The sequence below is a fragment of the Pseudomonas mosselii genome (genome assembly GCF_003205295.1).
GTDB classification, from domain to species: Bacteria; Pseudomonadota; Gammaproteobacteria; order Pseudomonadales; family Pseudomonadaceae; genus Aquipseudomonas; species Aquipseudomonas mosselii_B.
On record NZ_QJRP01000003.1, the window covers coordinates 153,182 to 173,740 of the forward strand.

The 20,559-nt window shown below is 63.6% G+C and carries 16 protein-coding genes, 2 tRNA genes and 2 pseudogenes; 16 read left to right on the plus strand and 4 right to left on the minus strand.

Features of this window, described 5'->3' with window-relative positions; all coding sequences use genetic code 11:
* From miaA to DMX06_RS26730, 9 genes and pseudogenes are all read left to right on the plus strand, one after another.
* On the plus strand, positions 1-972 hold the full coding sequence (gene miaA, locus DMX06_RS04225) for a tRNA (adenosine(37)-N6)-dimethylallyltransferase MiaA (protein ID WP_110734897.1): 972 nt from the start codon (positions 1-3) through the stop codon (positions 970-972).
* A 94-nt stretch (positions 973-1,066) separates the two neighbouring features.
* On the plus strand, positions 1,067-1,327 hold the full coding sequence (gene hfq, locus DMX06_RS04230) for an RNA chaperone Hfq (protein ID WP_028688261.1): 261 nt from the start codon (positions 1,067-1,069) through the stop codon (positions 1,325-1,327).
* Positions 1,328-1,345: 18 nt separating this feature from the next.
* Positions 1,346-2,647, plus strand: coding sequence for a ribosome rescue GTPase HflX (gene hflX / locus DMX06_RS04235; protein ID WP_050707076.1), 1,302 nt, complete (start codon positions 1,346-1,348; stop codon positions 2,645-2,647).
* A 96-nt stretch (positions 2,648-2,743) separates the two neighbouring features.
* Entirely contained in the window at positions 2,744-3,928 is a 1,185-nt protein-coding gene (gene hflK / locus DMX06_RS04240; RefSeq protein ID WP_110734900.1) for an FtsH protease activity modulator HflK, read from the plus strand.
* Positions 3,928-4,797, plus strand: coding sequence for a protease modulator HflC (gene hflC, locus DMX06_RS04245; RefSeq protein ID WP_110734902.1), 870 nt, complete (start codon positions 3,928-3,930; stop codon positions 4,795-4,797). Before hflK ends, hflC begins: the two co-directional genes overlap by 1 nt.
* Positions 4,798-5,089: 292 nt before the next feature.
* Complete coding sequence (locus DMX06_RS04250; RefSeq protein WP_110734905.1) at positions 5,090-6,277, plus strand: ATP phosphoribosyltransferase regulatory subunit; 1,188 nt, start codon at positions 5,090-5,092, stop codon at positions 6,275-6,277.
* Positions 6,278-6,333: 56 nt separating this feature from the next.
* Positions 6,334-7,626 (plus strand): adenylosuccinate synthase, encoded by a 1,293-nt coding sequence (locus DMX06_RS04255; protein WP_028688256.1) that lies wholly within the window; start codon positions 6,334-6,336, stop codon positions 7,624-7,626.
* A 1,022-nt stretch (positions 7,627-8,648) separates the two neighbouring features.
* A pseudogene (locus tag DMX06_RS26725) lies at positions 8,649-8,861 on the plus strand (methyl-accepting chemotaxis protein); the annotation flags it as partial.
* 390 nt (positions 8,862-9,251) lie between these two features.
* A pseudogene (locus tag DMX06_RS26730) lies at positions 9,252-9,767 on the plus strand (methyl-accepting chemotaxis protein); the annotation flags it as partial.
* A 135-nt stretch (positions 9,768-9,902) separates the two neighbouring features.
* Here DMX06_RS26730 and DMX06_RS04265 read toward each other — a convergent pair.
* From DMX06_RS04265 to DMX06_RS04280, 4 genes are all read right to left on the minus strand, one after another.
* Complete coding sequence (locus tag DMX06_RS04265) at positions 9,903-11,468, minus strand: ABC transporter permease (protein ID WP_110734909.1); 1,566 nt, start codon at positions 11,466-11,468, stop codon at positions 9,903-9,905.
* Positions 11,468-12,481 carry an extracellular solute-binding protein gene (locus DMX06_RS04270; RefSeq protein ID WP_110734910.1) on the minus strand — a complete coding sequence of 338 codons (1,014 nt, stop codon included), beginning with the start codon at positions 12,479-12,481 and terminating at the stop codon, positions 11,468-11,470. The genes DMX06_RS04265 and DMX06_RS04270 overlap by 1 nt, the downstream gene beginning before the upstream one ends.
* Before the next feature lie 281 nt (positions 12,482-12,762).
* Positions 12,763-12,849, minus strand: a tRNA-Leu gene (locus DMX06_RS04275).
* 87 nt (positions 12,850-12,936) lie between these two features.
* Positions 12,937-13,023: transfer RNA gene (locus tag DMX06_RS04280), tRNA-Leu, on the minus strand.
* Between the two features lie 271 nt (positions 13,024-13,294).
* Here DMX06_RS04280 and rnr point away from each other — a divergent pair.
* The 7 genes from rnr to dnaB all read left to right on the plus strand — a co-directional run bounded on the left by rnr (position 13,295) and on the right by dnaB (position 20,478).
* Positions 13,295-15,871, plus strand: coding sequence for a ribonuclease R (rnr, locus tag DMX06_RS04285; RefSeq protein ID WP_110734913.1), 2,577 nt, complete (start codon positions 13,295-13,297; stop codon positions 15,869-15,871).
* Positions 15,868-16,614, plus strand: coding sequence for a 23S rRNA (guanosine(2251)-2'-O)-methyltransferase RlmB (gene rlmB, locus DMX06_RS04290; protein ID WP_110734916.1), 747 nt, complete (start codon positions 15,868-15,870; stop codon positions 16,612-16,614). Before rnr ends, rlmB begins: the two co-directional genes overlap by 4 nt.
* A 299-nt stretch (positions 16,615-16,913) precedes the next feature.
* Positions 16,914-17,339, plus strand: a complete 426-nt coding sequence (gene rpsF, locus DMX06_RS04295; protein WP_011535936.1) for a 30S ribosomal protein S6 — start codon at positions 16,914-16,916, stop codon at positions 17,337-17,339.
* Between the two features lie 28 nt (positions 17,340-17,367).
* Positions 17,368-17,598 (plus strand): 30S ribosomal protein S18, encoded by a 231-nt coding sequence (rpsR, locus tag DMX06_RS04300; protein ID WP_003249563.1) that lies wholly within the window; start codon positions 17,368-17,370, stop codon positions 17,596-17,598.
* Between the two features lie 35 nt (positions 17,599-17,633).
* Positions 17,634-18,500 carry a hypothetical protein gene (locus DMX06_RS04305; RefSeq protein ID WP_110734918.1) on the plus strand — a complete coding sequence of 289 codons (867 nt, stop codon included), beginning with the start codon at positions 17,634-17,636 and terminating at the stop codon, positions 18,498-18,500.
* A 20-nt stretch (positions 18,501-18,520) separates the two neighbouring features.
* The gene (gene rplI / locus DMX06_RS04310) at positions 18,521-18,967 is read left to right on the plus strand and encodes a 50S ribosomal protein L9 (protein WP_011535934.1); all 447 of its coding nucleotides are present in this window, start codon (positions 18,521-18,523) and stop codon (positions 18,965-18,967) included.
* 113 nt (positions 18,968-19,080) lie between these two features.
* Positions 19,081-20,478, plus strand: coding sequence for a replicative DNA helicase (gene dnaB, locus DMX06_RS04315; RefSeq protein WP_110735182.1), 1,398 nt, complete (start codon positions 19,081-19,083; stop codon positions 20,476-20,478).
* Positions 20,479-20,559: the final 81 nt, after the last annotated feature.

The window sequence follows — 20,559 nt, forward strand, 5'->3', positions numbered from 1 at the left end:
ATGAATGCGAAACCCCCGGCGATATTCCTCATGGGGCCGACGGCGGCCGGCAAGACCGATCTTGCCATCGAACTGACCAAAGTGCTGCCCTGCGAGCTGATCAGCGTCGACTCGGCGCTGGTCTATCGCGGCATGGACATCGGCACCGCGAAGCCCTCCAAAGAGCTGCTGGCTGCCCACCCGCACCGCTTGATCGATATCCTCGATCCCGCCGAAAGCTACTCGGCCAAGCGATTCTGCACCGATGCCCTCGAGGCCATGGCCGAGATCACCGCGCGCGGCAAGATCCCGCTGCTGGTCGGCGGCACCATGCTCTATTACAAGGCGCTGATCGATGGCCTGGCCGACATGCCGGCGGCTGACCCGGCGGTGCGCGCCGAACTCGAGGCCCAGGCCGCCACGCTGGGTCTGGCCGAGCTGCACCGGCAGCTGGCCGAAGTGGACCCGGAATCCGCGGCGCGCATCCATCCGAATGACCCGCAGCGGCTGATCCGTGCGCTCGAAGTGTATCGGGTCAGTGGCCAGACCATGACCGCCCACCGGCAGCGTCAATTCGCGGAAAGTAGCGCTGCAGACGCAGGCGCGGGCGGGCATTTGCCCTATACTGTCGCGAGTTTGGCGATTGCTCCTACAGATCGTCACATTTTGCATCAGCGAATTGCGTTACGATTTTCGCAGATGCTGGAACAGGGCTTCGTCGACGAGGTCCGAACGCTGCGGGCCAGAAGTGACTTGCACGCGGAACTGCCGTCTATACGGGCAGTGGGCTATCGACAGGTCTGGGATTATCTCGACGGTCAGCTGACTGAGAATGAGATGCGAGAACGCGGTATCATTGCCACTCGCCAGCTGGCCAAGCGGCAGTTCACCTGGTTGCGCGGCTGGGAAGGCGTGCACTGGCTGGATAGCCTGGCCTGCGACAATCTGTCCCGCACCTTGAAATACCTGGGGACCGTCTCCATATTGAGCTGAGTCCCTGCCAAATGCCGTCTATTCTTGCGGACGGGCGGCATAATTTATCGATTTTCTTGATTTTCTACTATTGATCCTTACAGGAGTGCGGCATATGTCAAAAGGGCATTCGCTACAAGACCCTTACTTGAACACCTTGAGAAAAGAAAAAGTCCCGGTTTCGATCTATCTGGTCAACGGGATCAAGCTGCAGGGCCAGATCGAATCCTTCGACCAGTTCGTTGTGCTGCTGAAGAACACCGTCAGCCAGATGGTCTACAAGCACGCCATTTCGACTGTCGTACCTGCCCGTCCGGTTCGCCTGCCAAGCCCGTCCGATGCCGATCACGGCGACAGCGAGCAAGGCAACGCTTGAAAAAAGTAGGAGCCTGCATTGTTCTTTGAGCGCCACGGTGGTGGTGAGCGAGCGCTGCTCGTTCACTTGGAAGGTCAGAACCCTGAGGCGCGCGAAGACCCGCAGGAGTTTCAGGAGCTGGCGCTGTCGGCCGGAGCCGATATCGTCTCGCTGGTAACAGTGGCGCGGCATCAGCCCACCGCCAAGTTTCTGATCGGCAGCGGCAAGGTCGAGGAATTGCGCGACCTGGTCCAATCGGCCGAAGCCGACCTGGTGATTTTCAATCACACCCTCACGCCCAGCCAGGAACGTAACCTCGAGCGCGTCTTCGAGTGTCGCGTGCTGGACCGCACCGGGCTGATTCTCGATATCTTTGCCCAGCGGGCGCGTACTCACGAAGGCAAGCTGCAGGTCGAACTGGCCCAGCTCGAGCACATGAGCACGCGGCTGGTGCGCGGCTGGACCCACCTGGAGCGGCAGAAGGGCGGTATCGGCCTGCGCGGCCCGGGCGAAACCCAGCTGGAAACCGACCGCCGCCTGCTGCGGGTGCGCCTGCGCCAGATCAAGGCACGCCTGGAGAAGGTGCGCAGCCAGCGCGAACAGGCCCGTCGCGGGCGCAAGCGCGCGGATATCCCGTCGGTGTCGCTGGTGGGCTATACCAACGCCGGCAAGTCGACCCTGTTCAACGCCCTGACGCAATCCGAGGTGTATGCCGCGGACCAGTTGTTCGCCACCCTCGATCCGACCTTGCGCCGGCTCGAACTGGCCGACCTGGGGCCGATCGTGCTGGCCGACACCGTGGGCTTCATCCGCCACCTGCCGCACAAGCTGGTCGAGGCATTTCGGGCTACGCTCGAAGAGTCGAGCAACTCCGACCTGCTGCTGCACGTGATCGACGCCCATGAGCCCGAGCGCATGGAGCAGATCGAACAGGTGCTGGCGGTGCTGGGCGAGATCGGGGCCGAGAGCTTGCCGATCCTCGAGGTCTATAACAAACTCGACCTGCTCGAAGATGTCGAGCCGCAGATCCAGCGCGATGCCGACGGCAAGCCGCAGCGGGTCTGGGTATCGGCGCGGGATGGACGAGGCCTGGAGCTGGTTGGCCAGGCGATTGCCGAGTTGCTGGGGGACGACCTGTATGTCGGAACCCTGTGCCTGGAGCAACGGTTTGCCCGCCTGCGCGCGCAATTCTTTGCCTTGGGTGCTGTGCAGAGTGAAGAGCATGATGAAGAAGGGCGCAGCCTGCTGAGCGTGCGACTGCCCAGGGTCGAGTTGAATCGCCTGGTCAGCCGCGAAGGCATGGAGCCGCAAGTGTTTGTCGAGCAACACACTTTGCAATAAATGCCCGTCGAGGTCGTCGGGCAGCGGTGACAGGCATTCTGTAGCATTGGACGGCGCGCCGTGGGCGCGTCTTTGCTTTATCAGATGGAGAGCGCTATGGCTTGGAACGAGCCGGGTGGCAACTCGAACAATCAGGATCCCTGGGGCGGTCGCCGTAACGGCGGCGGCGGTGGTGGCGACAAGAAAGGTCCACCGGATCTGGACGAGGCCTTCCGCAAGCTGCAGGACAGCCTGAACGGCATGTTCGGCAGTGGCAAGAAACGCGGTGGCGGTGGCGACCGTAATATCGGCAAGGGCGGCAGCTATGGCTTGCTGGGCATCGGCCTGGCGGTATTGGCGGCTATCTGGCTGTACAACGCCGTGTACGTGGTGGACGAGCAGGAGCAGGCCGTGGTGCTGCGCTTCGGCAAGTACTACGAGACCGTCGGTCCCGGCCTGAACATCTACTTCCCGCCGATCGACCGCAAGTACATGGAAAACGTGACCCGCGAGCGGGCCTACACCAAGCAGGGGCAGATGCTCACCGAAGACGAGAACATCGTCGAGGTGCCGCTGACCGTGCAGTACCGCATCAGCAACCTGCAGGACTTCGTGCTCAACGTCGACCAGCCGGAAGTCAGCCTGCAGCATGCGACCGACAGCGCCCTGCGCCACGTGGTGGGTTCCACCTCGATGGACCAGGTGCTGACCGAAGGCCGCGAGCAGATGGCCGTGGATATCCGCGAGCGCCTGCAGCGTTTCCTCGACACCTACCGCACCGGTATCACCGTCACCCAGGTCAACGTACAGAGCGCGGCAGCCCCGCGTGAAGTGCAGGAAGCCTTCGACGACGTGATCCGTGCCCGTGAAGACGAGCAGCGTGCGCGCAACCAGGCCGAGTCCTACGCCAACGGCGTGGTGCCTGAGGCCCGCGGTCAGGCGCAGCGCATCATCGAGGATGCCAATGGCTACCGCGATGAGGTCATCGCCCGTGCCAAGGGTGAGGCCGATCGCTTCACCAAGCTGGTGGCCGAGTACCGCAAGGCGCCGGACGTGACCCGTCAGCGTCTGTACCTGGAAACCATGCAGGAGGTGTACAGCAACTCCAGCAAGGTCATGGTGGCGACCAAGGACGGGCAGAACAACCTGCTCTACCTGCCACTGGACAAGATGGTCGAAGGCAGCCGCAACAGCACGCCAGCGCCGGTCAGCGGTGTTTCGCCGTCGGTCAATGACGCCGCCGCACGCGCCGCGCAGGACCTGCAACAACAACCGCCGCTGCGTTCCAGGGAGAGCCGCTGATGAGCAATAAATCGCTGTTCGCCCTGATTGGCGCCGTGGTGCTGGCGATCGTCGCCTGGAACTGCTTCTACATCGTCTCGCAGACCGAGCGCGCGGTATTGCTGCAGTTCGGCCGCGTGGTCAAGGCTGATGTCCAGCCCGGCCTGCACGTGAAGGTGCCGTACGTGAACCAGGTGCGCAAGTTCGACGCCCGCCTGATGACCCTCGACGCCCCGACCCAGCGTTTCCTGACGCTGGAGAAGAAAGCGGTGATGGTCGATGCCTACGCCAAGTGGCGGGTCAAGGACGCCGAGCGCTTCTACACCGCCACTTCGGGCATGAAGCAGATCGCCGACGAGCGTCTGTCGCGTCGCCTGGAAAGCGGCCTGCGCGACCAGTTCGGCAAGCGCACCCTGCACGAGGTGGTGTCGGGTGAGCGTGACGCGCTGATGGCCGACATCACCGCCTCGCTGAACCGCATGGCCAGCAAGGAACTCGGTATCGAAGTGGTCGACGTCCGCGTCAAGGCCATCGACCTGCCGAAGGAAGTCAACCGCAGCGTGTTCGACCGCATGAGCACCGAGCGTGAGCGTGAGGCCCGCGAGCACCGCGCCAAGGGTAACGAGCTGGCCGAAGGTATTCGTGCCGACGCCGATCGCCAGCGCCGCGTGCTGCTGGCCGAGGCGTATCGTGAAGCGGAAGAGACCCGCGGTGATGGCGACGCCCAGGCGGCTGCCATCTATGCCAAGGCCTACAGCCAGGACGCTGATTTCTATGCGTTCCACCGTAGCCTGCAGGCCTACCGCGAGAGCTTCTCGAGCAAGAGCGACGTACTGGTCCTGGACCCGAAGAACGAGTTCTTCCGTTACCTGGACAAGAGCAAGCCCTGATGCTGCTCTCATGACGGGGCGCCCCGTCTGGCAGCTAAAATGCCAGGCGGGGTGCATCCTGAATGAAAAGGGGTGTATGATGCGGCAGCCGGGAAATTCCCGGCTTTTTTGCGTCTGCAAGGTTGATCGGCCCATGGCTTGTTGACGGTTTGGTCAGGACGCAAGGCAATTCGAGGGTGTTGGCTACGGTGGTTGCGCTGGGATCAGTGCTGCCCGCTATTGTGCGCCAACGCCTGCTTTACTCACGGCTCGCCTGCGGGCAGGCCGCCCGGACCAGAGGGGAAATGGCGTAATGGCAACGGTAGACCGCTGGCTGCTGCCAGATGGCATCGAGGAAGTACTGCCACCTGAGGCCGCGCGCATCGAGATCGCGCGGCGTCAGGTGTTGGACCTGTTCCAGAGTTGGGGTTACGAACTGGTCGTCACGCCGCATATCGAGTACCTGGAGTCGCTGCTCACCGGCGCCGGCCAGGACCTGGACCAGCGCACCTTCAAGGTCGTCGACCCGCAGTCCGGCCGCCTGATGGGCTTCCGTGCCGACTTCACCCCGCAGGTGGCGCGCATCGACGCCCACACCCTGCGCCGTGAAGGTCCGAGCCGCCTGTGCTACGCCGGCAGCGTGCTGCACGCGCAACCGCGTGCCCTGTCCACCTCGCGCAGCCCGATCCAGTTGGGCGCCGAGCTGTACGGCGACGCCAGCCCTACCAGCGATGTCGAGGTCATCAGCCTGATGCTCGCCACGCTGCAACTGACCGATGTGCCGGATGTGCACATGGACCTTGGCCATGTCGGTATCTACCGTGGCCTGGCCCGTGCCGCCAACCTGTCTGGCGCGGTCGAGCAGCAGCTGTTCGACGCCCTGCAGCGCAAGGCTGTCGACGAAGTGCAGGCGCTCACCGCCGACCTGCCGAAGGACCTGGGCAACATGCTGCGCGCCCTGGTCGAGCTGTGCGGCGGCCGTGAAGTGCTGGCCGAGGCCCGCGTGCGCCTGGGTCGTGCCCCGGCCAGCGTGCTGGCGGCGCTGGACGACCTGCTGGCGATCGCCGATCGCCTGGCGTCGCGTTATCCGGACCTGCCGTTGTACTTCGACCTCGGTGAGCTGCGCGGCTACAACTACCACACCGGCGTGGTGTTCGCGGTATTCGTGCCGGGCGAAGGTCAGTCGATCGCCCAGGGTGGCCGTTACGACGACATCGGAGCCGATTTTGGCCGGGCACGCCCGGCCACCGGATTCTCCACGGATTTGAAGACCCTGGTCACACTGGGGCGAGCGGAGGTCGTATTGCCTGCTGGCGGCATCTGGATGCCCGATAGCAGCGATGCGGCCCTCTGGCAGCAAGTCTGCCAGTTGCGCAACGAAGGCCAGCGTGTGGTCCAGGCCCTGCCTGGCCAGCCGTTGAGTGCTGCCTTCGAGGCGGATTGTGATCGGCAATTGATTCAGCAAGACGGGCGCTGGCAGGTACTGCCGCTGACCCACTGAGATTCTTCGCCGGCACTGGGCCGGCAACCAAGTTTGCGTGAATGAGGACAAGTGTTATGGGTAAGAATGTCGTCGTCCTGGGCACCCAGTGGGGTGATGAGGGCAAAGGCAAGATCGTCGATCTGCTGACCGAACATGCTGCCGCCGTAGTGCGCTACCAGGGTGGCCACAACGCGGGTCACACCCTGGTGATCAACGGTGAGAAGACCGTTCTGCACCTGATTCCCTCGGGCATCCTGCGTGAAGGCGTGCAGTGCCTGATCGGCAACGGCGTGGTCGTTGCTCCCGACGCCCTGATGCGTGAAATCACCAAGCTGGAAGAGAAGGGCGTGCCGGTGCGCGAGCGCCTGCGTATCAGCCCGGCTGCCCCGCTGATCCTGTCGTACCACGTGGCCCTCGACCAGGCCCGTGAGAAGGCCCGTGGCGAAGCCAAGATCGGCACCACCGGTCGTGGCATCGGCCCGGCCTACGAAGACAAGGTGGCGCGCCGCGGCCTGCGCGTGGGCGACCTGTTCCACCGCGAGCGTTTCGCCGCCAAGCTCGGTGAGCTGCTGGACTACCACAACTTCCAGCTGGTGAACTACTACAAAGAGCCGGCCATCGACTTCCAGCAGACCCTGGACGAGTGCATGGCCTACGCCGAGCAGCTCAAGCCGATGATGCTCGACGTCACCGCCGAACTGCACAACCTGCGCCGCGCCGGCAAGGACATCATGTTCGAAGGCGCCCAGGGCTCGCTGCTGGACATCGACCACGGTACCTACCCGTACGTCACCAGCTCCAACACCACCGCCGGTGGCATCTCCACCGGTTCCGGCGTTGGCCCGATGTACCTGGACTACATCCTGGGCATCACCAAGGCCTACACCACTCGCGTCGGTTCCGGTCCGTTCCCGACCGAACTGTTCGACGAGACCGGCGCGACCCTGGCCAAGCGTGGCCACGAGTTCGGCTCGACCACCGGCCGTGCCCGTCGTTGCGGCTGGTTCGATGCCGTGATCCTGCGTCGCGCCATCGACGTCAACAGCATCTCGGGTATCTGCCTGACCAAGCTGGACGTGCTGGACGGCCTGGAAACCATCAACATCTGCGTTGGCTACAAGAACGAGAACGGTGCCGTCATCGACGCGCCGTCCGATGCCGACAGCTACATCGGCCTGGAGCCGGTGTACGAAGAGATGCCGGGCTGGAGCGAGTCGACCCTGGGCGTGAAAACCCTGGAAGAGCTGCCGCAAGCCGCGCGCAACTACATCAAGCGCATCGAGGAGCTGGTCGGCGCGCCGATCGACATCATCTCGACTGGCCCGGACCGCAACGAGACCATCGTGCTGCGTCATCCGTTCGCCTGATCGGCCACTTCGGTAGCTGATTGAACGCCGCGCTCTCGCAAGGGAGCGCGGCGTTTTCATTTGCGAGCAAGGGTGGCGTTGCACAAATGCCTTACCCCCTTCTACTCATTGGCGTTTATACCTGCTGCCTCAGGCACAACCCTTGCTGTAAGAAGACTCTGTAGATGCCATCAAAGTAATGGCGCCAGAAACACGAGGGTTACAACGTGTCTGCCATCCTTTCACTGTTACGAAGCCGCCTCTTGCGGCCTGTGTTTGTTGCGCTTGGTATCGCTCTTCTGGTGCAGGTGCTGGTCGCTGTTGCACTGACACGGAGCACGGTCACCGCCCTGGAGGCCGATTTGGGCGCGCGCCTGGGGAACGACAGTCAGAAACTGGCCGCCGAACTGGAGCAGGCCGGGCAGGATGTCCGCGCCGGGCTCGACAGCCTGTCGGCCAGTACCCGCCAGCGCCTCAGTGCCGGCCTCTCCGAGCGTCTGCAGGGCGAGCAGCAGCAGCTGCGGGCCACCCTGGAGAAGAACCTCAAGGACTCGGCCAATGACATGGCCGAGCTGCTGGCCTCGGTCGCGCCGCGGGCGATCTGGGACAACGACGTGCCGACGCTGTCGGACTTTGCCCGTCGCGCCCAGCGCAACCCCAACGTGCTGTTCGTGATCTACGACGACGCTCAGGGGCAGCACCTGACCCGCTACCTCAACCGGCAGAACCCGATCAACCAGGCGTTGATGGACAAGGGGCAGGGCGAGCGGGCGCTGGACAAGGTGCTGGATGCCGCGCGCAAGGATCCGTCGGTGTACTACGTCGAGGCCTCGATCAACCCCAACGGCGCCGAGATCGGCAAGGTGCTGATGGGCGTCTCCACCGCGGGTGTCGACCAGGAACTCAAGGCCCTCGACCAACGTTTCGCCGCGCTGATCGCCAGCGGCGAGCAACTGGTCGGCGACAGCCTGGTGGCTGCCGCAGCCGACAGCGGCAAGGCCCTGCGCGCGCGCCTGGAGACGGCGCAGAACAGCGCCACGGCGATGCAGGCCAATACCGCGCAGACCGTGCGCGACGCCGCCGCCGAGCTGCGCTGGCGTATCGGCCTGGGGCTGGTGCTGGTGGGGCTGGGCGTGCTGCTGGTGGTGGCCGTGGTGCTCGGGCGCCGGGTGCTGAGCAAGCTCGGCCTGCTGATTGCCGCGTTGAACGACCTGGCTGCGGGCGAGGGTGACCTGACCAAGCGGGTCAAGCTCGACAGCCGTGACGAGATCGGCGACATGGCCTCGGCGGTCAACCGCTTCGTCGACAAGCTTCAGCCCATCGTCCGCGAGGCCGGCGAGGTGGCGCAGCGCACCGGTGTCGAGATCGACAGCATGGCCCAGCGCAACGCGGGCGCCGATGCCGCCGCCGCGCTGCAGCGCGACGAAGTGGCGGCCAGCCTGCGCGACCTGTCGAGCATGGCCGACGAGGCCCAGGCCGAGAGCCATGCCATGCAGGCGGCGTTGCAGCAGGTGGTGGACATTCGTCAGGCCACCGACGAGAACAGTCGTGCCTCCACCCAGCTGGCGCGCTTGATCGAGAACCTGGCCGGAGAGGTGCAGACCGGCTCCCAGGTGATCGAGCGATTGGCCAAGCAGAGTGAACAGATCGAGGTGGTGCTGACGGTGATCCATGGCATCGCCGAGCAGACCAACCTGCTGGCGCTGAACGCCGCCATCGAGGCGGCGCGGGCCGGGGAGACCGGGCGCGGCTTCGCCGTGGTGGCCGACGAGGTGCGGGCGCTGGCGAGCAAGACGCAGAGCTCGACCGGGGATATCCAGTCGCATATCGCCGCCCTGCAGCAGGGGGCCAAGGAGGCGGTGGCGACCATCAGCCAGGCCGGGCGCCAGGCCAGCGAAGGCCTGCTGGTGCTGCGTGACAACGAGCGTCGCCAGCAGTCGGTGCAGGCGGCGGTGGAGCAGGTGCATGCGGCGATCGGTCTGGCCACTCGCGCTGCTGAGCAGCAGGCCAATGGTGCTCAGGCGGTACGTGGGCGGGTGGAGAACATCCATGCCCAGGCCGAGCGTTCGGCCGAGGTGGTGATGCAGACCACGGCCAGCAGCAAGGTGCTGGATGACCTGGCGGCGCAGTTGCGGGCCAGCCTGGGGCAGTTCAGGGCATGATTCGGGCGAGGGCTGCGCCCTCGCATCGCGACACAAGGCCGCTCCCACAGGTTCGGCGCTGATCTTGAAGTCGGTGCATTACCTGTGGGAGCGGCCTTGTGTCGCGATTGGGCCGCAAAGCGGCCCCAGCGGGTCTTACGCCTTGTTCAGATACATCCGCGTAGTCAGCAGATACACCGGCAACCCCGACACCACGATCAGCAGTGCCGCATAAGGCGCCGCCGCCGCGAACTCGACGTTGGCGGTGTGCGCCCACACCTCGGTGGCCAGGGTGGTCATCCCGGTCGGGCTGAGCAGCAGGGTTGCGGTCAGCTCCTTCATCGCATCCAGGAACACCAGGGCGAACGCCGCCGCCATCGCCGGGAAGATAATCGGCAGGGTGACTCGGCAGAACGCCGCGAAACTGCTCGCACCCAGGGTTCGCGCGGCTTCTTCCAGCGTCGGCGAGGCCTTGTTCAGCGCCGTGCGCACCGGCGACTGCGCCAGGGGCAGGAACAGCAGGGCATAGGCCAGGATCAGCAGCGCGGTGGTCTGGTACAGCGCCGGCACATAATGCAGGGCGAAAAACACCAGGGTCAGGGCGATCACCAGGCCGGGCAGGGCGTGCAGCAGGTAGGGCAGGCGCTCGGCCCAGATCGCCAGGCGCCCCTTGTAGCGCACCACCAGGAAGCTGATCGGCAGGGCCAGCAGCACGCAGAAGCCGGCGCCGCCCAGGGATACCGACAGCGAAGTGGCCAGGGCCTTGCCGATGGCCGCGACCGGGAAGGCCGCGGACGAACCGACGCTCAGCCAGTAGCCGAGCATGGCGAGCGGAATGCCGCTGCCCAGCACTGCCAGCGCCAGGCAGAACAGTTGTCCCAGCGGCGTCCAGGCGCGCAGGCGCACCGGCTGCGCGCGGCGCGCCACGCCCTGGCCGATGCGCACATGGCGGGCCTTGCCGCGCACCCGCAGTTCTAGCCATAGCATCGCCAGACACAGCACCAGCAGCACCGCCGAGAGCATGGCCGCATTGGCGTTGCTGAATTCCAGCTCGAACTGCTGGTAGATCGCCGTGGTGAAGGTCTGCAGGCCAAGGATGGACAGGGCGCCGAACTCCACCAGCATATGCAGGGCGATCAGCAGCGCGCCGCCGAGCATCGATGGCCACAGCAGCGGCAGGGTGATCTTGCGGAACACGCCCCAGCGGCTGCAGCCCAGGGTGCGCGCCGACTCCTCGAGGGAGGTGTCCAGGTTGCGCAGGGTGGCGGCCACCGGCAGGAACACCAGTGGGTACTTCGACAGCGCCATCACGAAGATGGCCCCGCCCAGCCCCTCGAAGTCCGAACTCAGCGACACCCAGGTGAAGCTGCTGACGAACGACGGCACGGCGAACGGCAGGCACAGCACCACGCCCCACAAGCGCCGACCCGGCAGGTCGCTGCGCTCCAGCAGCCAGGCCAGGGCCACGCCCACCACCAGGCACAGGACCGTGACACCGACCATCAGCAGCAGGGTGTTGCGCAGCAGTCCCCATACAAACGGGCGCCACAGCAGGCGCAGGGCTTCATGCCAGCCGGCGTCCCAGGCCTTGAGCCCGACGTACAGCAATGGCAGCAGGCTCATCGCCACCAGGAACAGCACGGGCAGCAGCACCCAGACGGATGGCCGCTTGCGTTTCGGCACAAAGCGCGACAGGGAGGGCGAGGGCAGGGCGGCGGTCATCAGAGCAGGCCAACCTCACGTTCGAGCTCGATGGCTTCCTCGGCGTTGCCAAGGTCCGCCGGCGAGATCTTCGGCGGGCGCAGCTCATCGAACGGCTTCAGGCCGCGGTCCGAGACCATGCCCTTGTGCAGCGGGTATTCGGCGGTGGTCTGGGTGATCACCCGCTGGCCTTCTTCGCTGGCCATCCAGTTGAGCAGGGCCTGGGCTTCCTTGGGGTGCTTGCTGGCCTTGACCACCGCGGCACCGGAAATGGTGACCAGGTTGCCGGCGTCGCCATCGGCCAGGTAGTAGAGCTTGGAGTCCAGCTTGCCGCGTTCGCGCTCAAGCGCATACCAGTAGTAGTTGTTCACCAGTACGGCGGCCACTTCGCCCTTTTCCACGGCCTTGAGGGCAACCATGTTGTTGGTGTAGGTCTTGCCGAAGGCTTTCAGGCCGGTCAGCCATTCTTCGGTGGCTTCGCGGCCGTGCATCTTCAGGATGGCCACGGCCTGTTCCTGGAAGGCGCCGCTGGTGGGGACATAGCCGACACGTCCTTCCCACTCGGGGTTGGCGAAGTCCATGACCGTGGTCGGCAGGTCTTTCTCGTCGATCTTCTTCGGATTGAACACCACGATGCGGGTGCGGGCGGTGATGCCCATCCAGGTGCCGTTGGCGCCCACGTATTCCTTGGGCATCATGTTCGCGGTGGCGTCGTCGATCTTCGCCAGCAGGCCGAGCTCGCCCAGGTTGTTCAGGGGCGGGGATTCCTCGGTGTAGATGATGTCGGCCGGCGAGCGTTCGCCTTCCTCGATGATCTGGCTGGCCAGCTGGTTGCTGCTGCCCTTGCGGATATTGATATGGATGCCGGTCTTGGTCTCGTAGGCCTTGGCAATGGCGTCGCCGATTTCCTTGTGCTGGCCGTTGTACATCGTCAACGTGACCGGCTCGTCTGCCAGGGCGGCCGGAGCGCCGATCACCAGGCTCAGAACTGCGGCGGCCAGGGTGCGCATCAGCGGTTGCGGGCGGATCGTCATGCGGGTACTTCCTCGCTTACGGCTACATATTTGGAAACAATGGTAAACGAAATCGTTTCTCAAGTGGCCGGATGACGGGAAATTCATGGGATCTGTGTAGAAGCGGCCTTGTGCCGCGAAAGGGGCGCGCAGCGGCCCTCGGTTTTAGCGTTCACGCCAAGATCGCCAGGGTCGCTGTGCGACCCTTTCGCGGCACAAGGCCGCTCCTACAGGGGCGCGTCGGGTGGTTGCAAAAAACGCAGGCAAGAAAAAACCCACTAGCAAGCTAGTGGGTTTTTGTATGGTGCCCAGGAGAAGACTCGAACTTCCACGACCGTTAAGTCACTGATACCTGAAACCAGCGCGTCTACCAATTCCGCCACCTGGGCAAAGCTTTGAATCATCTGATGAAGGCGACTATCGTTCGCTTTCACACAGTAGTAACAGATCCTTGGTCATCTGTTACTTGAAAATTTTGGTGCCCAGGAGAAGACTCGAACTTCCACGACCGTTAAGTCACTGATACCTGAAACCAGCGCGTCTACCAATTCCGCCACCTGGGCACACATTCGAAACTACAAGATGCTTTACAGCGTCGTTCATCTCTACTACAACTTCGGGGTTGTCCGTCGTTGTGGTGCGCACTATACGGACGCTCCTGATGCCTGTAAACCCCCCGAACGAAAAAAATTTCAAAAAATTCAACTTGTTGATTCCATGGGCCTATTGCCGCTCTATGGACATGCTGCCGGGGCTGTCCAAGGCTGACATTTCCGGTTTCAATACGCCTATGCCAGAATTCATATCTATATACCCCAAGGTGAACCCCTTCTGATGGCCGATTGGCAATCCCTCGATCCCGAGGCCGCTCGCGAAGCGGAAAAATACGACAACCCTATCCCCAGCCGTGAGCTGATCCTGCAGCGCCTGGCCGATCGTGGCGAACCGGCTGCCCGTGAACAGCTGGCTGAAGAGTTCGGTCTCTACGAAGAAGACCAGATCGAAGCCCTGCGCCGCCGACTGCGTGCCATGGAGCGCGATGGCCAGCTTATCTATACCCGGCGCGGCACTTATGCCCCGGTAGACAAGCTCGACCTGATCTGCGGCCGCGTTTCCGGCCACCGTGACGGCTTCGGCTTCCTCATCCCCGACGACGGTAGCGAAGACCTGTTCCTCAGCCCGGCGCAGATGCGTCTGGTGTTCGACGGCGACCGCGGCCTGGCCCGGGTATCCGGTGTCGACCGCCGTGGCCGCCGCGAAGGCGTGTTGGTAGAAGTCATCTCCCGAGCCCACGAAAGCGTGGTCGGCCGTTACTTCGAAGAGGGCGGTATCGGCTACGTGACGCCGGACAACCCGAAGATCCAGCAGGAAGTGCTGGTCACCGCCGGTCGCAACGGCGGCGCCAAGATCGGTCAGTTCGTGGCGATCAAGATCACCCACTGGCCGACCCCGCGCTTCCAGCCCCAGGGCGACGTGATCGAGGTCATCGGCAACTACATGGCGCCGGGCATGGAGATCGACATCGCCCTGCGCAGCTATGACATCCCGCATGTCTGGCCGCAGGAGGTGATCAAGGAAGCGCGCAAGTTCCGCTCCGAAGTCGAGGAGAAGGACAAGGAGAAGCGCATAGACCTGCGCCACCTGCCGTTCGTCACCATCGATGGCGAGGACGCCCGCGACTTCGACGACGCCGTCTACTGCGAACCCCTGGGCAAGCTGCGCCTGTTCTCCGGCGGCTGGCGCCTGTACGTGGCGATCGCCGACGTATCCAGCTATGTGCGCCTGGGCTCGGCCCTGGACGTCGAGGCCCAGCAGCGCGGCAACTCGGTATATTTCCCCGAGCGCGTGGTACCGATGCTGCCGGAGGAACTGTCCAACGGCCTGTGCTCGCTGAACCCGCATGTCGATCGCCTGGCCATGGTCTGCGAAATGACCATGAACAAGGCCGGCCAGATGGTCGACTACCAGTTCTACGAAGGGGTGATCCACTCCCATGCCCGCCTGACCTACAACAAGGTCAGCAGCATGCTCGAGCATGCCCGCACCCGCGAGGGCAAGGCGCTGCGCGAGGAATACAAGGAAGTCCTGCCGGACCTGAAGAACCTGTACAACCTGTACAAGGTGCTGGTCGATGCCCGCCACACCCGTGGCGCGATCGATTTCGAAACCCAGGAAACCCGCATCATCTTCGGCGAAGACCGCAAGATCGACGAAATTCGTCCGACTGTGCGCAATGACGCCCACAAGCTGATCGAGGAGTGCATGCTGGCGGCTAACGTTGCCACCGCCGAATTCCTGCAGAAGCACAACGTGCCTTCGCTGTACCGCGTGCACGACGGCCCGCCACCAGAGCGCCTGGAAAAACTGCGTGCCTTCCTCGGTGAGTTGGGCCTGAGCCTGCACAAAGGCAAGGATCCGTCCCCAAAGGATTATCAGGCACTGCTGGCGAGCATCGCCGGGCGCCCGGACTTCCACCTGATCCAGACCGTCATGCTGCGCTCGCTGAGCCAGGCGGTGTACAGCGTCGAGAACAATGGCCACTTCGGTCTGAACTACGAGGCCTACACCCACTTCACCTCACCGATCCGTCGTTATCCGGACCTGCTGGTGCATCGCGCCATCCGCAGCGTGATCCGCTCCAAGGTCGATACCCCGCACGTCAAGCGTGCCGGCGCCATGAGCATCCCCAAGGCGCGCATCTATCCGTACGACGAGAACAGCCTCGAGCAGATGGGCGAGCAGTGCTCGATGACCGAGCGCCGCGCCGACGAGGCCACCCGCGACGTGGTCAACTGGCTCAAGTGCGAGTACATGCGTGATCGTGTCGGCGAGACCTTCCCGGGCGTGATCACCGCAGTGACCGGTTTCGGCCTGTTCATCGAGTTGACCGACATCTATGTCGAAGGCCTGGTGCATGTCAGCGCCCTGCCGGGCGACTACTACCACTTCGACCCGGTACACCACCGCCTGTCGGGTGAGCGCAGCGGTCGCAGCTTCCGCCTGGGCGATACGGTGGAAGTCAAGGTCATGCGCGTCGACCTCGAACAGCGCAAGATCGACTTCGAGATGTCCGAGAAGACCGTTACCGCGCCGGTTGGCCGCAAGCCGCGCAGCGTCGCAGCGCAGCCTGAAACCGAAAAGGCGCCCGCCCCCGAAGCGAAGATTTCGCCCAAGCCGCGTAGCCGCAAGAGCGAAAGCGCCGAGGCCTACTTCCCGAAGGACGCCGTGCAGCGCAACGCCGAGGTGCGTAAAAGCCGCGAGATGAAGAAGGCGCTGATGGGCGAGGCGCGCGCCAGCGGCCATGCCGGCAGCAAGTCGGAGAAGGGTGGCAAGTCTTCCGGCAAGCCGACCAAGCATCGCAAGGGGCCGCCCAAGTCCGGCGCGCCACGTAAAGGCAAGAACAAGTCATGAGTCAGCTGGAAAAGATCTACGGTGTACATGCGGTGCAGGCACTGCTGCAGCACCACCCCAAGCGCGTCAAGCAGATCTGGCTGTCCGAGGGGCGCAGCGAGCCGCGCATCCAGGCCTTGCTGGCCCTGGCCGCGGAAAACCGCGTCCAGGTCGGCCAGGCCGAGCGCCGTGAGCTCGACACCTGGGTCGAGGGCGTGCACCAGGGCGTTGTCGCCGAGGTGAGCCCGAGCCAGGTGTGGGGCGAATTGATGCTCGAGGAGTTGCTCGAACGCACCGAAACGCCGCCGCTGATCCTGGTGCTCGATGGCGTCACGGATCCGCACAACCTTGGCGCCTGCCTGCGCACCGCCGATGCTGCCGGTGCCACCGCCGTGGTGATCCCCAAGGACAAGTCCGCGAGCCTGACTGCCGTGGTGCGCAAGGTGGCCTGCGGCGCCGCGGAAGTGATTCCGCTGGTGGCCGTGACCAACCTCGCCCGCACCCTGGAAAAACTCCAGCAGCGTGGCCTGTGGGTGGTCGGCACCGCCGGCGAAGCCGAGCAGGAGATCTACCAGCAGGACCTGACTGGCCCGCTGGTGATGATCATGGGCGCCGAAGGCAAGGGCATGCGTCGCCTGACCCGCGAGCACTGTGATTTCCTGGTCAAGCTGCCAATGGCGGGCAGCGTCAGCAGCCTGAACGTCTCGGTGGCGACCGGGGTGTGCCTGTTCGAGGCAGTAAGGCAGCGTCAGGCCAAGCGCTGATTCATTGCCTGTGGGGCGGGCTCGTGGGAGCGGGCTTGTCCCGCGATGGCGGTGGAGGGTTTGCCATCGCATCGCGGGGCAAGCCCGCTCCCTCCTTCCATGAATACCCGCGAAATATGTTTCCGGCTGTTCAAATATTCGCCAATCACCTTGCTTGTCCCCCCGGCCTTCTCTACAATTGCGCCCCTTGCCAGCTGGCCGGTGCGCATGCGCCTACACGCCGGGGCAAGACTTACAGTGTCATTCACTCCTTGTCTGACCAGATTCGCTGGCAGACTACTAACCCGTAAGGAGCATTCATGCGTCATTACGAAATCATCTTCCTGGTTCACCCGGACCAGAGCGAGCAAGTCGGCGGCATGGTTGAGCGTTACACCAAGCTGATCGAAGAAGACGGCGGCAAGATCCACCGTCTGGAAGACTGGGGCCGTCGTCAACTGGCCTACGCAATCAACAATGTTCACAAGGCTCACTACGTGATGCTGAACGTTGAGTGCACCGGCAAGGCCCTGGCCGAGCTGGAAGACAACTTCCGCTACAACGATGCCGTGATCCGTAACCTGGTCATCCGTCGCGACGAAGCCGTTACCGGCCCGTCCGAGATGCTCAAGGCAGAAGAGAACCGCAGCGAGCGCCGTGAGCGTCGCGAACGTCCTGAGCATGCTGATGGCGCCGAAGGCGACGACAGCAATGACAGCGACAACAGCGATAACGCTGACGAGTAATCCACGGACCTTTTGAGGAGCCTATTACATGGCACGTTTCTTCCGTCGTCGTAAATTCTGCCGCTTCACTGCTGAAGACGTGAAAGAGATCGACTTCAAAGATCTCAACACCCTGAAAGCTTACGTATCCGAAACCGGCAAGATCGTTCCAAGCCGCATCACCGGTACCAAAGCTCGTTATCAGCGTCAGCTGGCTACCGCTATCAAGCGCGCCCGCTTCCTGGCCCTGCTGCCCTACACCGACAGCCACGGCCGCTGAGACCGGGTCGTCGACTTAAGTAGCAAGGGATAAGCATGCGAGCGTTAGCTGGTTTCATCATGCGCGGTCGTGTGCAGGCCACCCTGGTGGTGGTCATCAGCGCGGTACTGCCGTTGCTGTTCTGGTTGAGTGCCGCCGCCGGGAGCCTGGTGTTCCTGCGGCGCGGGTTCAAGGACGCGTCATCGATTATCGCCTGGGGCCTTTTGCCAGCGGTGATCCTGGCGTACTTCGGCGAACCGAGCACCTTGCTGGTGCTGCTGGGAACGCTGAGTCTGGCCGCCTTGTTGCGGGCCGGGCATTCCTGGACCCGGGTGCTGCTGTCCAGTGTCGCATTAGGCTTGCTGTACAGCCTGATCCTGGATGCGGTGATGCGCGAGACCTTCGAGGTGCTGGCCAAGGCGCTTGAAAAAGCCCTGCCGCAGATCGAGGGCCAACCGGTACTACCTGGTGAGCTGATCGGCCCGTTGCTGGTCGCTTCCAGTGCGGTAATGCTGCAGCTGTTCAGCCTGCTGGCCCTGATGCTGGCGCGCTATTGGCAGGCGGCGTTGTACAACCCTGGTGGTTTCGCCCGCGAGTTTCGCGAGCTGAGGCTGCCGCTGGTGCCAATGCTGGTGCTGGTGTCATTGATGGTGCTGGGCCCGTTCCTCGGGTCGTCGTTCATCGTCCTGGCCACCGCCTCCAGCCTGGTGCTGCTGCTTGCTGGCATCGCCCTGGTTCATGGGTTGGTGGCGCAGCGACGACTGGCCGGTTTCTGGCTGGTGGGGATGTACGTGACGCTGCCGCTGCTCATGCAGCTGATGTATCCGTTGCTCGTGGTTTTGGCCATTGTCGACAGCCTGATTGATTTTCGCGGTCGCAAGTCCCCTTCACAGGGTGACGACTCCGCGAACGGTGAAGGTTAAAAGTTAAGAGGTTTTACCAAATGGAACTGATCCTGCTGGAAAAAGTCGCCAACCTGGGCAACCTGGGCGACAAAGTAAACGTTAAGGCTGGTTACGGCCGTAACTTCCTGCTGCCATTCGGCAAGGCCACCGTTGCCAACGCCGCCAACCTGGCCGCGTTCGAAGAACGTCGCGCCGAGCTGGAAAAAGCCGCAGCAGACAAGAAAGCTTCGGCTGAAAGCCGCGCTGCCCAACTGGCCGAGCTGGAAGTGACCATCACTGCCACCGCTGGCGACGAAGGCAAGCTGTTCGGTTCGATCGGCACCCACGACATCGCTGATGCCCTGACCGCCTCCGGCGTTGAAGTGGCCAAGGCTGAAGTTCGTCTGCCGAACGGCACCATCCGTCAGGTTGGCGAATACGACGTAGCCGTGCACCTGCACAGCGACGTTGAAGCCACCGTACGCGTGGTTGTCGTAGCAGCCTAAGCTGCCTTAATCGACTGGCTCCTCGTGGGTCAGGCGGTTAACATCGGGCACGGTCCTGTTTTGTGCAGGCCGTGCCCTTTGTCTTTTTCATCTTCCAGAATTTTTTCGTGGCCATGAACGAGATCACCACCCCCGAACAACTCGACCTGCAAACCGCTGCCCTGAAGGTGCCGCCGCATTCCATCGAGGCCGAACAGGCCGTGCTCGGTGGCCTGATGCTGGACAACAACGCCTGGGAGCGGGTGCTCGACCAAGTTTCGGACGGCGATTTCTACCGGCATGACCATCGCCTGATCTTCCGTGCCATCCACAAGCTGGTGGATGCGAACCAGCCGTTCGATGTGGTGACCCTGCACGAGCAGTTGGACAAGGAAGGCGTGTCCACCCAGGTGGGCGGCCTGGCCTACCTTGCCGAGCTGGCCAAGAACACCCCGTCGGTGGCCAACATCAAGGCCTACGCCGCGATCATTCGCGAGCGGGCCACGCTGCGCCAGCTGATCAGCATCAGCACCGACATCGCCGACAACGCCTTCAATCCCCAGGGGCGCAACGCCGAGGAGATCCTCGACGACGCCGAACGGCAGATCTTCCAGATCGCCGAGGCGCGGCCGAAGACCGGCGGCCCGGTGGGGGTCAATGAGCTGTTGACCATGGCCATCGACCGTATCGACACGCTGTTCAACTCCGACAGCGATATCACCGGCGTGTCCACCGGTTACACCGACCTGGACGAGAAAACCAGCGGCCTGCAGGCGGCCGACCTGATCATCGTCGCCGGCCGTCCATCGATGGGCAAGACCACCTTCGCCATGAACCTGGTGGAAAACGCCGTGTTGCGCAGCGAGAAGGTGGTGCTGGTGTTCTCTCTCGAGATGCCCGGTGAGTCGCTGATCATGCGTATGCTTTCGTCCCTGGGCCGTATCGACCAGACCAAGGTGCGTTCCGGACAGCTGGACGACGATGACTGGCCGCGCCTCACATCGGCGGTCAACCTGCTCAATGACCGCAAACTGTTCATCGACGATACCGCCGGCATCAGCCCGTCGGAGATGCGCGCACGGACCCGCCGTCTGGCGCGTGAGCATGGCGAGATCGGCATGATCATGGTCGACTACCTGCAGTTGATGCAGATTCCGGGTTCGGCCGGTGACAACCGGACCAACGAGATTTCCGAGATCTCCCGCTCGCTCAAGGCGCTGGCCAAGGAATTCAACTGCCCGGTGATCGCCCTGTCGCAGCTCAACCGCTCCCTGGAGCAGCGCCCCAACAAGCGGCCGGTCAACTCCGACCTTCGTGAATCGGGTGCGATCGAGCAGGACGCCGACGTGATCATGTTCGTCTACCGCGACGAGGTGTATCACCCCGAGACCGAGCACAAGGGCGTGGCCGAGATCATCATCGGCAAGCAGCGTAACGGCCCCATCGGCTTTGTGCGCCTGGCGTTCATCGGCAAGTACACCCGCTTCGAGAACCTCGCGCCGGGCATGTACAACTTCGACGACGACGAGTAAAGCCATCAGGCTGGCTCTGTGGGGGCAGGTCGTGGGAGCGGGCTTGCCCCGCGATTGCTTTGTTGAAGCATCCATCGCCAT

Coding starts and splice junctions, on each gene's coding strand:
- miaA (WP_110734897.1), top strand. CDS start 1: ATGAATGCGAAACCCCCGGCGATATTCCTCATGGGGCCGACGGCGGCC.
- hfq (WP_028688261.1), top strand. CDS start 1,067: ATGTCAAAAGGGCATTCGCTACAAGACCCTTACTTGAACACCTTGAGA.
- hflK (WP_110734900.1), top strand. CDS start 2,744: ATGGCTTGGAACGAGCCGGGTGGCAACTCGAACAATCAGGATCCCTGG.
- hflC (WP_110734902.1), top strand. CDS start 3,928: ATGAGCAATAAATCGCTGTTCGCCCTGATTGGCGCCGTGGTGCTGGCG.
- DMX06_RS04250 (WP_110734905.1), top strand. CDS start 5,090: ATGGCAACGGTAGACCGCTGGCTGCTGCCAGATGGCATCGAGGAAGTA.
- DMX06_RS04255 (WP_028688256.1), top strand. CDS start 6,334: ATGGGTAAGAATGTCGTCGTCCTGGGCACCCAGTGGGGTGATGAGGGC.
- DMX06_RS04265 (WP_110734909.1), bottom strand. CDS start 11,468: ATGACCGCCGCCCTGCCCTCGCCCTCCCTGTCGCGCTTTGTGCCGAAA.
- DMX06_RS04270 (WP_110734910.1), bottom strand. CDS start 12,481: ATGACGATCCGCCCGCAACCGCTGATGCGCACCCTGGCCGCCGCAGTT.
- rnr (WP_110734913.1), top strand. CDS start 13,295: ATGGCCGATTGGCAATCCCTCGATCCCGAGGCCGCTCGCGAAGCGGAA.
- rlmB (WP_110734916.1), top strand. CDS start 15,868: ATGAGTCAGCTGGAAAAGATCTACGGTGTACATGCGGTGCAGGCACTG.
- rpsF (WP_011535936.1), top strand. CDS start 16,914: ATGCGTCATTACGAAATCATCTTCCTGGTTCACCCGGACCAGAGCGAG.
- rpsR (WP_003249563.1), top strand. CDS start 17,368: ATGGCACGTTTCTTCCGTCGTCGTAAATTCTGCCGCTTCACTGCTGAA.
- DMX06_RS04305 (WP_110734918.1), top strand. CDS start 17,634: ATGCGAGCGTTAGCTGGTTTCATCATGCGCGGTCGTGTGCAGGCCACC.
- rplI (WP_011535934.1), top strand. CDS start 18,521: ATGGAACTGATCCTGCTGGAAAAAGTCGCCAACCTGGGCAACCTGGGC.
- dnaB (WP_110735182.1), top strand. CDS start 19,081: ATGAACGAGATCACCACCCCCGAACAACTCGACCTGCAAACCGCTGCC.